Raw genomic sequence first — 13,699 nt, forward strand, 5'->3', positions numbered from 1 at the left:
CCGCTCGGCTGCACGGTCGATCTCGACGCGGCGCCCGCCGGGGCGGACGTGTCGGCCGCGGCGCGCTGGTTCGGCGAGTCGCACTCGCGCGTCGTGCTGACGTGCCGGCCCGGCGCGGGCGAGCGGATCGCCGCGCACGGCCAGCGTCACGGCGTGCCCGTGGCGCGCGCAGGCACCGTGGACGGGCCGGACAGCCCGTGCCGGCTGACCGGCGCCGGCCATGCGATCGCCCCGCCGGCCGCCGAGTTGGCGCGGATCTACGAGGAGGCGATCCCGCGCCGCATGAGCGAGGAGGCGGGAATCACGTCATGAGGAGACTCCCGACGAGTGGCGCCCGGGGCGCGGGGCGCGGGGCGTTCGAGCTGGACAAGCCGCGCGAGGAGTGCGGCATCGTGGCGGTCAGCGGCTCGGACGCCGCCGCCGAGCTCGCGTTTCTGTCGATGTACGCGCTCCAGCACCGCGGACAGGAGTCCGCCGGCATCGTCACGGTCGACGGGTCCGGCATGTCGAGGGTCCACAAGGGCATGGGCCTCGTGGCGGACGTCTTCGACGACGACGTGCTCGCCACCCTCGAGGGATCGCTCTCCGTCGGGCACGTCCGCTATTCGACGGCGGGCGGATCCAGCCTCCGCAACGCGCAGCCGCTCCTCGTGCAGTACGAGGACAAGCCGCTCGCGCTCGCGCACAACGGCAACCTCACGAACGCGAACCAGCTCAAGCGCTCGCTCGCCCGCGACGGTTCGATCTTCCAGACGGATGCGGACTCGGAGGTCATCGTCCACCTCATCGCCCGCTCGCGGCACCGCGACCTGGACGGCAAGATCGACGACGCGCTCTCGCAACTGGTCGGCGCCTTCTCCCTCCTCCTCTGCATCGGCGACACGGTATACGCGACTCGCGATGCGCGAGGCTTCCGGCCCATGGTGATGGGCAGGCGGGGCGAAGCCGTCGTCTTCGCATCCGAAACGTGCGCGCTCGACATCATCGGGGCCGCCTACGTGCGCGACGTGGAACCGGGCGAGGTGCTGAAGGTCCGCGACGGCCACGTGGAATCGCTCCGGCCGTTGCCTCCGGCCGAGCCCAGCGCCTGCCTGTTCGAACTCGTGTACTTCGCGCGTCCCGATTCGCGCGTGTGGGGGTGCAGCGTGGACGAGGCGAGGCGGGCGTTCGGCCGCCAGCTCGCCCACGAGCACCCGGCGGAGGCCGATTGCGTGTTCGCGGTGCCCGACTCGTCGAACTCGGCGGCGCTCGGGTACTCGGAGGTCAGCGGCCTCCCGTTCGAACTCGCGCTCATCCGCAACCACTACGTGGGACGAACCTTTATCCATCCGACGCAGACGGGGCGCGATTTCAAGGTGAGGGTGAAGTACAACCCCGTGCGCGAACTCGTCGACGGCAAGCGCATCGTCGTCGTGGACGACTCGCTCGTCCGGGGTACGACGAGCAGCGGCCTCGTCCGGCTCCTCCGGGACTCGGGGGCGCGGGAGGTGCATTTCCGGGTCGCGTCCCCGCCGGTGCGTTCCCCCTGCTACTACGGCATCGACATGCCGACGAAAGAGGAACTCATCGGCTCCAGCCATACGGTCGAGGAGATCCGGCAACACCTGAAGGTCGAATCGCTCGGCTACCTCAGCATGGAGGGCATGCGCGACGCGGTCACGGATCACGGTCCCTTCTGCGACGCCTGTTGGACCGGCAACTACGCCGCGCCGCTCGTCGACATGGAACGATCGCAGGCGTTGCAGACGGTCTGATGCCGCGCCATCCCGCCGCCCGTTCCAGGTCTGCCCTCGCGGCCCTTCTCTGCGCGGGCATCGCGGCTGTCGCGGCGTGCGCTCCCGCGGACCCGACGGCGTGCGCGCTGATCTTCTCCACGAACGACGCGCACGGACGGCTGCTGCCCGCCGCGCAGAGCTGGTCGGACGGACGCCCGGTCGGCGGATCCGCCGCGCTCGCCGCCTACGTCTCGCGGGAGCGCTCCGCGACGCCCGAGTGTCCCCTCTTCGTCGTCTCCGGCGGCGACATCATGCAGGGCACGCCGATCTCGAACTTCACGGATGGGCGCTCGATGATCGAGGCGATGAACGGGATCGGCTACGATGCCGTCTCGATCGGGAACCACGAGTTCGACTGGGGCGTCGACGTCCTCATGGAGCGCGTGGCCGATGCGGACTTCGCCATGCTCGGCGCGAACATCTACCTCAAGGACACCGACCGGCACCCCGAGTGGGTCCGGCCCTGGACGATCGTCGAGAGGGACGGCGTGCGGGTCGGCTTCATCGGCGCGACGACGACGTCCACGCCGGTCGTCGCCCGGCCCTCCCTCGTCGCGGACTTCGACTTCCGGCCGATCTCGGATGCGCTCGACCGCTACATCCCGGAGGTGCGGGCCGCCGGCGTGGACTTCGTGGTCGCGGTCATGCACGAAGGCGCCTTCTGCGACATCGGTGCGGAGGATGAGCCGGGGGGCGCGTGCCGGGGCCCGGCCCTGGACGCACTGACCGTGACGACGGAACGCTTCGACTACGCGGTCACGGGACATACGCACTCGCGCGTGGAGACCGAGATTCAGGGCGTTCCCGTCATCCAGTCGTACTCGAACACGACGGCGTACGGACTCGGACGCATCGACCGGAGCGTGGAAGGGGCCGTAAGCGCGCAACGCCTCGGCATTCGACAGGCGTGGGCGGACGAGGTCGCGGCGGACCCGGACGTCGAGCGGCTGGTCGCCGCCTACAGCGCCGAGATCGCGGCCATCGTCGACCGCGTCATCGTGGACCTCCCCGAGGCGCTGTCCGCCCCGCGGGACGGCGACTTCCCGCTCGGCCGAATCGTGGCGGACGCGCAGCGACAGGCGAGCGGGGCCGATGTCGCCCTCATGAACAACGGCGGCATCCGCCGGTCCCTCCCGGCCGGACCGATCACCTTCGCCGATCTCTTCGAACTCCAGCCCTTCAACAACATGCTGGTCCGCCACACGATGACCGGCGCGCAGCTTCTGCGGACGCTCGAGCACTCCGCCCGGGACGGTGACGTCGACCTGCACGCGAGCGGCATCACCGTCCGCTACGACCCGGACGCCCCGCTGGGTGAGCGGATTCTCGACGTGACGCTCGACGACGGATCGCCGCTCAGGCCGGAGGGCCGTTACGTCGTGACGGCCAACGATTTCATCGCGACCGGGGGCGGTGGCTACACCGTGTTCGCCGAAGCCGAAGTCATCGACCCCCTGGAAGTCGCGGATCTGGAGGCGCTCGTCGCCTACCTGGAGGCACAACCGCAACCCCTGCCCATCCCGCGCGCCCCCCGCTGGATCGAATCCCGCACGCCCTAGCCCGTTAGCCGTCCGCCATCCCCTCCGACAGGGCGGCGGCGGACGAAACCAAACGCCGGTCGCTCCGTAGGCCCACCCGTAGGGCCGTCCCCGCTCCGCGGCCGGCTGGGCGGACGGCCGACCTGTTTCAATCCCGGCGGAGGAGCGCGGGTTCGCATGAAGCGAGGCACGAAGATACTGGCCTCCACAGTCCTGATCGGCGGGCTGGGAGCGACGGCGTTCGCGGTGTCGAGCGCCGGCGGCAGCGAAGATGGCGAGACCGGCACCGTCGCCGTGGAGCGCGGCGAGATCGTGGACCGGGCGCTCGCCGTGGGACGCATCGAGCCGTTGGTCGAAGTGAGCGTGAAGTCGCAACTAGCGGGCGTCGTGCGGCAGATGTTCAAGGAGCCCGGCGAGTACGTCCAGCGCGGCCAGCCCCTCCTCGAGGTCCAGCCCAACCCCACGCCGATCGAACTCGTGGAGGCGCGGCGCAACGTGGAACTGCGGGAGATCGAACTCCAGCAGCTCGAGCGGCAGCGCGACCGGCTCACCGCGCTGCGCGGCCGCGGATTCGTGTCCGAGGAGGAATACGAGACCGTGGCCCGCCAGCATGACGAGGCTGCGCTCCAGGTCCAGATCGCGACCGAGCGGCTGGCCCTCCTCTCCGAGGGCCGCGTGACGATCGGCGACGAGGCCGTCGAGACAGTCATCACCTCCCCGATCCAGGGGTTCATCCTCGAGAAGATGGTGGAAATCGGGGATCCCGTCGTCCCGCTGACGACGTTCCAGGAAGGGACCGCCCTCATGACGATGGCGGAGATGGACGAACTGCTCTTCCGCGGCACGGTGGACGAGATCGACGTGGGGCGGCTGACCGAGGGCATGCCGGTGGAGATCACGATCGGTGCGCTCCCGGACGCGCGCATCGAAGGACGACTGTCGAAGATCTCGCTCAAGGGCCGCGACGAGGAAAACGCCACCCTCTTCCCGGTCGAGATCGCGGTGCTTCCGCTGGACGGCGCGGCGCTGCGGGCGGGTTATTCCGCCAACGCGCACGTGATCATCGAGCGCCGTTCGGACGTGCTCGTCATCCCCGAGCGCCTGGTCCGGTTCGAGGACGAGCGCACGCTCGTCACGGTCCGGCTGGGACCCGAGGAGACGGAGGAACGCGAGATCCGCACCGGGCTGAGCGACGGGATCAGCGTCGAGGTGCTGGACGGCCTGGCGGAGGGCGAGCGCGTGCTGGAGCCCCCGCGGCGCGAGATCACCTAGTGCACGACGTCAGCCGCCGGTGACGGTGCGCGAGGCCGGCGCCCGGTGAGGTTGCTCGACGCTGCGCGGCAGTTGTGGGCCGATCTCTCGGCCCAGCGCGTCAGGACCACGCTCACAGTGCTCGGCATCACCTGGGGCACCGTAGCGGTCGTCGTGCTGCTCGCCTTCTCCGTCGGGCTCGAACGGCAGACGATCAAACGGTTCCACGGACTCGGCGACCGGATCGTCATCCTCTTCGGCGGACGCACGACGATGCCTCACGCGGGGTTCAGGGAGGGGCGGTCGATCCGGCTGCGAGAGGCGGACGCGGAGATGCTCGCCCGGCGGATCCCCGACATCACGATGATCAGCCCGGAGTACTCGACGCGGGCGGCGCCGGTCCGCTACGGCCGCAACGGCGTGAACCCGAACATCACCGGGATCTACCCCATCTACGGCGAGATGCGGAATATCATCCCCCTCCCCGGCGGCCGCTTCATCAACGAGCGCGACCAGCGGGAGCGGCGACGCGTCGTGTTTCTCGGAGACGAGGTCGCCCGCGTCCTGTTCGGGGACGCCGACCCCGTCGGCGAGCAGGTCCGGATCGGAGATTCGCCCTTCACCGTGATCGGCGTGCTCCAGCCCAAGGTTCAGAACTCGTCCTACAACTCGAGGGACGAGGACCGCGTGTTCATCCCGGCCGGCACGCACGCGGCCCTGTTCGGCTCGCGCTTCGTCTCCAACCTCGTCTACCGGACCGCGGACGCGTCGCGGACGGAGGACGTGGAGGCGCGGGTCTACGAGGTCCTTGGAGCGAAGTACCGCTTCAACCCCGCGGACGACGATGCGCTGGCCGTATGGGACACGGCCGAGTGGGAACGGATGTTCGGGTTCCTCTTCCTCGGGTTCAAGATCTTCTTCGCGATCGTCGGCAGCTTCACGCTCAGCGTGGGCGGGATCGGGGTCGCGAACATCATGTACATCGTGGTGCGCGAGCGGACGAACGAGATCGGGATCAAGCGCTCGCTCGGCGCCACCCGGCGATCCATCCTGTGGCAGTTCCTCACCGAGAGCATGCTCATCGTCGTCGTGGGCGCGGCGCTCGGCGTCGTCGTCTCCCTCGGAGTCGTGAAGGTCATGTCGCTGGTCCCGATGCAGGAGTTCGTCGGGACGCCGACAATCTCGCTGCAGGTGGCCGGGGTGACCCTTGCGCTCCTCGCGTTCATCGCGATGCTGGCCGGGTTCTTCCCCGCCCGCCGCGCGGCGGCGCTCGACCCCGTCGAATGTCTCCGGGACTGACCCATGTGGAAGATCCTCCTCGAAGAGTTCCTCGGCGACCTGCGGGCCCAGAAGACGCGCGCTTTCCTCACGATCTTCGCCGTGGTGTGGGGGACGATCTCGATCGTCCTCCTGCTCGCCTTCGGGCAGGGGCTTCGAAACCAGTTCTCCGTGGGGCTGCTCAACGCCGGCGAACGCATCTTCATGGTCTACGGCGGCCAGACGAGCATGGAGCACGAGGGGCTGTCGAAGGGACGGCGGATCCGGCTGCGGGAGGAAGATCTCGACCTGCTGTTGCGCGCGGTGCCGGAGTTCGAGATGGGCAGTCCCTCCTACGGCCGGGGCCGGACGCACCTGAAGGTGGAGGAGAGCCAGACGACGACGTACATGGAGGGCGTGAACCCGGTCTTCTCCGAGTTGCGGCGCATGTTCCCCGCCCCCGGCGGCCGGTTCATCAACCAGCGCGACATCGACGAGAAGCGGCGCGTGCTCTTCCTCGGAGACGGGATCGCCGGACGCCTGTTCGGCGACGCGCCGCCGGTGGGGCGCACGGTGACGCTGGACGGGCTTCCGTTCCGCGTCATCGGCGTGATGGAGTCGAAGTTCCAGGACTCGAGCAACAACGGACCGGACGAGGACCGCGCCGTGATCCCGGCCTCCACGTTCCGGAGCATCTACGGCCAGGAGTTCGTGAACCACCTGCTCCTGCGGCCTCGCGACGTGAAGGACGCGGCGGTGGCCAAGCGGGAGTTGTACCGGGTGCTCGGCGGCCGCTACCGGTTCGCCGCGGCGGACGAGCGGGCGCTCGCGATCTGGGACTTCATCGAGGATGAGAAGATCGTGGGCCAGATCGGGCTCGGGATTCAGATTTTCCTCGGACTGGTGGGCGCGTTCACCCTGATCGTGGCCGGAGTCGGAGTCGCGAACATCATGTACGTCGTGGTGCGGGAACGGACGCGGGAGATCGGCGTCAAGCTCGCCGTCGGCGCGCGGAAACGGCACATCGTGAGCCAGTTCCTCTTCGAAGCGATCCTCATCGCCGTCGGCGGGGGTCTCGCGGGGCTCGGCATCGCCGCGCTCCTCGTGACGGGCATCGACGCGCTGCCGATCGATGATCCCGCGCTGCAATACATCGTGAATCCGAAGCTCTCCGCCCCCATCGCCGCTGTGTGCGCGGGGATCCTCATGGCGATCGGCCTGGTGGCCGGCATCCTCCCGGCCCGCAGGGCCGCCCGCCTCGACCCGGTGGAGTCGCTGAGGTACGAATAGACGCCCGTTTTTCCGTTTGCGAACCGTTACGCGGAAGCCCGGTCGTGGTTACATTTGTTCGCAACGCTTCGGAGGGTCGCGGGAGTACCCTTCGGCAGCGATGTGTCCGGCGCTCGCGCCTCAGCCACGAGTCATGCAAAGCACCGATAAACCGCATGCAACGCACCCATGAATCGGAGGATAGCAGATGTCACGCGGAATTCGTCTGAAGGCGCTCTGCGCCGCGCTCTTTGTCCTCTCCGCCGCCGGTCTGGCGGCACAGGAGACCGCGACCGTCACGGGCCGGGTGACCGATGACCTGGGGGCCGGCGTCGCCGGTGCGCAGGTGGTCGTCACGCACGACCTGACCGGGGTTCAGACGGGAGCGCTGTCGGGCGGCGACGGCGCGTACCAGGTGGAGGGCGTTCGTCCCGGCGGGCCGTACACCGTCACGGTGACCCTGATCGGATACGGACGCGAGTCCGAGACCGAAGTCTCGCTGGCGGCCGGCCAGTCGCTGGCGCTGGACTTCAGCCTGAGCCAGGAGGCGATCGCCCTCGATGCCCTCGAGGTCTTCGCCACCCGGGCGCAGGACAGGCAGACGCCGGTGGCGTTCACCAACGTGAGCAAGACGCAGATCCAGAACCAGTTGGGCTCCAGGGACCTTCCGCTGGTGCTGAACGTGACCCCCAGCGTCTACGCGACCCAGCAGGGGGGCGGCGCCGGCGACGCGCGCATCAACGTGCGCGGCTTCAACCAGCGCAACACCGCCGTGATGATCAACGGCGTGCCCGTCAACGACATGGAGAACGGGTGGGTCTACTGGTCCAACTGGGACGGCCTGGGCGATGCCGCGACCAGCATCCAGCTCCAGCGCGGCCTCTCGGCGGTCAACCTGGCCACGCCGTCGATCGGTGGCACGATCAACGTCATCACCGACCCCGCGGCCGAGGGTGCGGGTCTCACGTACAAGCAGGAGTTCGGGCTCGGCAGCCTGAACGACGACGGCGGCTGGGGGCTCGGCGGCAACATGCTGAAGGAGACCGTGGTCGTGAACACGGGTCCCATGGGAGCGTTCGCCGCCACGGGTTCCGTCGTTCGCAAGACCGGGGGCGGGATGTACAGGGGCTTCACGGGAGGCGACGCCACGTGGACCGACGCCTGGGCCTACTACCTGGCCACGTCGTTCCAGGTGAACTCCAACAACCGGCTCGAGGCCTACGCGGTCGGTGCGCCGCAGCGACACGGCCAGAACATCTACAAGCTCAACCTGGCCAGCCTCGACCCGGACTACGCGCGCACGCTCGACGGATTCGACGCCGGGGCGTTCGAAAAGTTCCCCGAGGTGGGCAGGGGCCGGAGCCCCAACGTGGCCCCGGTGAGCAGCAGCTATGGCGGGAGCCAGTACAACAGCACGGGCCCGGACTCGGGACGGAGAGGCCGCTTCAGCGACAGCTTTCTCAACGAGCGCGAGAACTACTTCCACAAGCCGCAGGTCAACCTGAACTGGTACTCCTACTTCGGGGATGGACTGAGCCTGACCACCGTGGGGTATTTCTCCGGCGGCGCCGGAGGAGGTACGGGTACCATCGGGTCGTTGAGATGGAACTTCGATTACGGCCAGCGCATCCCGGACTGGGATGCCACCATCGCGAGGAATCGGGATGAAGCCGACGGATCCCGGGGCATCCTTCGCAACTCGGTGAACAACCAGTCGACCTGGGGCGCCATCTCCAAGCTCCGGAAGACCTTCGACGGGGGCCTGACCACCGAGATCGGCGTCGACTGGCGCACGGCCAACATCGCGCACTACCGGGAGGTGCGCGACCTGCTGGGCGGCACCCATTTCGAGTGCTCCGGCAGAAACCGCTGCACCCCCTCCGACTTCTGGTCCGAAGCGGAGCACAACCGCAATCTCGGCGACAAGATCCACTATCACAACGAGAACACGGTGGACTGGCTGGGCGCCTACGCACAGGCCGAGAAGACCTCCCGCGGGGGGTCACTCTACGGCATGGTCGGATGGGCCCAGAATTCCTACACCTTCGTGGACTTCTTCAAGTCCGACCCTCGCGGCGGAAACCTCCAACTCGAGAGCGGCAATCTCAGGGGCTATCAGATCAAGGGTGGCGCGGTTCGCAATCTCAGCGCCGAGTGGTCCGTGTTCGGGAACGCGGGCGTCGTTTCCAAGGTGCCGATCTTCGACGGCGTGATCGACGACAACAACGGCACGCTTCACGACGATCCGCAGAACGAGGATTTCCTCTCGTTCGAGGTGGGAACACAGTTTCGTTCCACCACCCGCCAGGTCTCGCTGGACGTCAACCTCTACCACACCACCTGGAAGAATCGGACCCAGAGGGGCTTCGTCCGGGACCTGGGCGGCATCGAGGGCGTGGATGGGCTGGTGACCCTGCTGGGGGTGGACGCGCGGCACATGGGCATCGAAGCCGAGGGGGCCTGGCAGCCGAGCAACTTCGTGCGCTTCGACGGCGCGCTCTCGGTCGGCAACTGGACGTATCTGGAGGACGCCACCGGCTTCTACCGCGCCGACGACCGAACCACCGAGTCGGTGTACGTCGACTTCTACATCGAAGGCCTCAAGGTGGCCGACGCGCCTCAGCGGCAACTGGCCCTCAGCGCGTCGGTCTATCCGTCGGACGGCGCCCACGTGTCGCTGGTGGGCAAGTTCTTCGGCAACCACTACGCGGCGTTCAATCACCTGAACCGCAGCGATCCGGCCGAGAGGGGCATCCAGTCCTGGCAGCCCCCGGGCTATTCGGTCCTCGACCTGCACCTCTCGTATGCGCTCGGCGACATCATCCCGATCGCCGGTGGGGCGGGCGTGCGCGTCTTCGCCAACGTGTACAACCTCCTCGACGCGACCTACATCCAGGATGCCACCGACGCCTCGCAGTTCAACAGCTACTTCGAGGACGGCGACGTTCACGATGCGGACTCGGCCGAGGTCTTCCTCGGCTATCCGCGGAACCTGAACGTGGGGTTCCAGGTCACCTTCTAGGGGAGGCGATCCGGGATACCCACGGATTCCGGGAACGGCATCGCGGAAACAAACGGCCCCGCTGGCGGATGCCGGCGGGGCCGATCGCTATGGGGGGCGGTCCCGCCGTCGGGATCAGTCCTCGGCCAGGTAGCGCCCCGCCATCTCCACGAGGTCGGAAGCGCCCAGGAAGGTCGGCACGCGGTGGTGCAGGCCCTCGGGCTCGATGTCGAGGATGCGCCGCCGGCCATCGGTGGCCCGGCCGCCCGCCTGCTCGCAGATCATGGCCATCGGGGCGACCTCGTACAGCAGGCGCAGCTTCCCCTCCGGCTTGGCGACGGTCCCCGGGTACATGAAGATCCCGCCGCGCAGGAGCGTGCGGTGGAAGTCCGCGACCATGGACCCGACATAGCGCGCCGAAAATGACGGCGCGTCGGGGGGAGGCTGCCGGAGGCGCTCCACGAGCCGCTGCTGACCCGGCGTCCACTTGTCGAAATAGGCTTCGTTGATGCTGTAGATGTTCTTGCCGGGCGAGGGGATGCGCAGGTTCCGGTACGAGAGGAGGAACTCGCCGATCCCGGGGTCGAGCGTGAAGCCGTGGACGCCCGCCCCGGTCGTGAAGACGAGCATGGTGGAGGAGCCGTAGAGGACGTAGCCCGCCGCGACCTGTTCGGATCCCGGCTGAAGCAGGTCGCGCCTCCGCACCTTGGTCCCGTCGCTCCGCTTGCGGTAGACGGAGAAGATGGTCCCCACGGAGATGTTCACGTCGATGTTCGAACTTCCGTCGAGCGGGTCGAACGCGATGATGTACGGTCCGGGGTCGCGCGATTCGGGGACATGGACGAACCCCTCCTCTTCCTCGGACACCATGCCGCTCAGGCTGCCGCAGCGCCGCAACAGGTTCAGCAGGACGTCGTTCGCGTAGTCGTCCAGCTTCTGCACTTCCTCGCCGTGCACGTTCGTGCTCCCGATCACGCCGAGGATGTCGATGAGGCCGGCGCGGTTCACGGCTGCGGAGATGACCTTCGCGGCGAGGCTGATCTGGAGCAGGATGTCGGTGAGCGCGCCCGTGGCCTGAGGGTATTCGCGCTCCTGTTCGGCGATGAAGTGCTCTACGGTGACGATGGATCCGGTCAAGGTGGCTCCGCGGAAGTCGGGGGGTGGGCCAGCAGTCGCGGGGCTTTTGCCACGGACGGCTAGAGCTTACGGAGGGGCGGTTTTTCGCGTCAAGGCGCGTCCGCGATCCTCCAGCCGCGTGCGTCGATCTCGACGCACAGGGGGCCGTCGAGATCCGTCCGCCACACCCGCGGCACCCGGGCGGAGTCGAGTCGCGCCAGCGTCACGGCGTGCGGGTGTCCGTGCCGGTTCCGAATCCCTGCCGAAATCACCGCGATGTCCGGTTGCGTCGCCTCCAGCCATTCAAGGGAACTGGAGGTCCGGCTGCCGTGGTGGCCGAGCTTGAGGAGGTCCGTCTCCGGTCCGCGCGGCGCAAGGCGTTCCAGGATCTCGCGCTCCACCTCGATGCCGGCGTCGCCGGTGTTCACGTAGCGGAAGTCGCCGACTGTGAGACGGAAGGAGAGGGAGCCCTCGTTCGCGTCCGAGCCGGCCGGGCCCTCAGGCCAGAGAATCTCGAGTTCGACATCGTCGATGCGGAGGCGGTCGCCGGCGCGCGGCGCGTGCCAGGAGGCGCCTTCCTCCTGAAGCCGTTCGAGGAAGGCGAGGTAGGAGGCGCTGGGTTCCGGGACGCCGGGATCGAACACCCGGCGGACCCGGAGGGCCTCGAACACCGCCGCGGCGCCGCCGTAGTGGTCGAGGTGGGGATGGGAGATGGCGAGCAGCTCCACGGTGCGGGCGCCCTTGCCGCGCAGGAAAGGCACGACGACGCGGTCTCCCGCGTCGGCCATCGGCGGGCCGGATGCCGTGCCGGCCGTTCGGAAAGCCGAGCCCGGGCCCGCGTCGAAGACGAGCCATCGGCCGGCGCCGGTCCGCACGACGGCGGCGTCGCCCTGCCCCACGGCGAGCGTGCAGACGAGCGCCGTGTCACGGTGGAGGCCGGCCCGGAGCGGGGGCCAGGCGACCGCGAGTGCGAGCACGGCGCCGACCGAGAGGACGCCGAGGCCGCGTCGGGCGCGCCTCCGATCGAGGGCGAGGGCGACGAGCGCGGCCGCGACCGCCCACGCGCGGGGGCCGAGTCCGGGGCCCGTCCAGCTCAGAGGGAGCCCCGCGAAGAAGGCCGCGATGGCCGCGAGGCCCGCGAGCGCGACGTCCGCGGCACCGGCGAACAGGACCCAGAGACCCCACGGCAGGACCAGCGTGAGCGCGAGCGCGGGAAGCGCGAGACTCACGACCCCGCCCGCCACCACGCTCGCCGGGATCGAGGCGACGACGATGCGGTCGAAGTGGAAGGCCGCGATGGGCGCGGTAACGAGGAAGGCGCCGCAACTCACGGCAAGCGCCCGCCCGATCCCGCGCAGGTGTCGGGAGGGCAAACGCGGCAACGGCGCGCGGCCCCCGAGCACGACGCCCGTGAAACCGGCGAACGAGAGCTGAAAGCCCACGTCCGTCACGATGAGCGGGTCGGCCAGGATGGCGAGCGTCGCCGCGAGCGCCGCAAGGTCGCTGAGGCGGGCGGGGCGCGCCCGGCGGAAAGCGAGCGCCCAGCCCCAGAACATCAGCGCCGCCCGCACGGCCGAGGGCGGCGCGCCGATGAGGCACACGTACGCGCTCGTGCAGCAGGCGGCGTAGAGCAGCCGGCGCGGACCGCGCACGCGAAGGCCGATGAGCCAGGCAAGCGAAGCCCCGATCAGGCCGACGTGGAGCCCGGAGATCGCGAGCAGGTGGATGATCCCGGCCCCGACGAACGCCTCTCTCGTCGCAGGGTCGAGCGTGCTGCGGTCGGCGAGCAGCAGGGCCTTGCCGATCGCCCGGTGTTCGGGGGCGAGCCGGGCATCGAGCCGGGCGAGCAGCCCGGCGCGCCATTCGATGATCCGGCGGCCGAGACCGCGCGGGCCCACGGCGTTCGCCGGCACACCCAGCGGCTCCAGCGTCGCGCCGCCGATCCAGCCCACCGTGGCGGGCGGACGGGGCAGCCGCGGCCGTCCCGCTTCCGGGTCCGTCCCGCCCGCCGCGCGCCATGTGCCCCGGGCAAGCACCGCCGCGCCCGCCTCTCGCCCCGCTCCGGGCCGCACAAAGGCGCGCACCGCGTCCAGGCGGCAGATCCGCCCCCCCGAGACGATGTGGACGTCGCGGATCGACACCCGGACCGGGCCGGCGCCCCCGCCCGCCTGCCGCTCCGGCACCGGGTCGCCGAGCGTGCCGACCGCCGCGACCGGCGCGCCCACCTCCAGCGTGGTCACGCAGGCCCCCCGCGCCGCCGCGCCGCTCGGCAGACCCGCGAGCAACCCGGCCACGGCGGCGAGTGCGACGGAGAGGCCGACCGTCGCGCGTGGCGGGACGCCGCCGGCTCGGACGGAGCGGGCCCGGCCGCGGACCCGCAGGGCGGCCCGGCCGACGATCACGCAAACGAGTCCCGCCGCGATCGCCGCGGGAGCGTGGAGAGCGACGGCGTCGGCAGGGGCGAGTGCGAGCCCGGCCACATCCCCGGCGGC

At 69.6% G+C, this 13,699-nt stretch carries 8 protein-coding genes and 1 pseudogene; 7 read left to right on the forward strand and 2 right to left on the reverse strand.

All coding sequences use genetic code 11. The features are described from left to right. The 7 genes and pseudogenes from RN901_RS06390 to RN901_RS06420 form a co-directional block, all read left to right on the forward strand. Positions 1-312, forward strand: a pseudogene (locus RN901_RS06390) (hypothetical protein); the annotation flags it as partial. Next, on the forward strand, positions 309-1,754 hold the full coding sequence (gene purF, locus RN901_RS06395) for an amidophosphoribosyltransferase (protein ID WP_310757118.1): 1,446 nt from the start codon (positions 309-311) through the stop codon (positions 1,752-1,754). The pseudogene RN901_RS06390 and the gene purF, both read left to right, overlap by 4 nt. Then, entirely contained in the window at positions 1,754-3,334 is a 1,581-nt protein-coding gene (locus RN901_RS06400) for a bifunctional UDP-sugar hydrolase/5'-nucleotidase (RefSeq protein WP_310757120.1), read from the forward strand. The genes purF and RN901_RS06400 overlap by 1 nt, the downstream gene beginning before the upstream one ends. A 156-nt stretch (positions 3,335-3,490) precedes the next feature. Then, positions 3,491-4,585 (forward strand): efflux RND transporter periplasmic adaptor subunit, encoded by a 1,095-nt coding sequence (locus RN901_RS06405; RefSeq protein ID WP_310757122.1) that lies wholly within the window; start codon positions 3,491-3,493, stop codon positions 4,583-4,585. A 45-nt stretch (positions 4,586-4,630) separates the two neighbouring features. After that, positions 4,631-5,863, forward strand: coding sequence for an ABC transporter permease (locus tag RN901_RS06410; protein ID WP_310757124.1), 1,233 nt, complete (start codon positions 4,631-4,633; stop codon positions 5,861-5,863). A gap of 3 nt (positions 5,864-5,866) precedes the next feature. Beyond that, positions 5,867-7,111 carry an ABC transporter permease gene (locus RN901_RS06415; RefSeq protein WP_310757126.1) on the forward strand — a complete coding sequence of 415 codons (1,245 nt, stop codon included), beginning with the start codon at positions 5,867-5,869 and terminating at the stop codon, positions 7,109-7,111. A 187-nt stretch (positions 7,112-7,298) separates the two neighbouring features. Further along, positions 7,299-10,112, forward strand: coding sequence for a carboxypeptidase regulatory-like domain-containing protein (locus RN901_RS06420; RefSeq protein WP_310757128.1), 2,814 nt, complete (start codon positions 7,299-7,301; stop codon positions 10,110-10,112). Between the two features lie 114 nt (positions 10,113-10,226). Here the strand turns inward: RN901_RS06420 and fbp are convergent, their stop codons facing one another. Continuing rightward, positions 10,227-11,228, reverse strand: a complete 1,002-nt coding sequence (fbp, locus tag RN901_RS06425) for a class 1 fructose-bisphosphatase (RefSeq protein WP_310757130.1) — start codon at positions 11,226-11,228, stop codon at positions 10,227-10,229. 89 nt (positions 11,229-11,317) lie between these two features. Continuing rightward, positions 11,318-13,687, reverse strand: coding sequence for a DNA internalization-related competence protein ComEC/Rec2 (locus tag RN901_RS06430; protein WP_310757132.1), 2,370 nt, complete (start codon positions 13,685-13,687; stop codon positions 11,318-11,320). Positions 13,688-13,699: the final 12 nt, after the last annotated feature.

The organism is Candidatus Palauibacter soopunensis (assembly GCF_947581735.1).
GTDB lineage: Bacteria > Gemmatimonadota > Gemmatimonadetes > Palauibacterales > Palauibacteraceae > Palauibacter > Palauibacter soopunensis.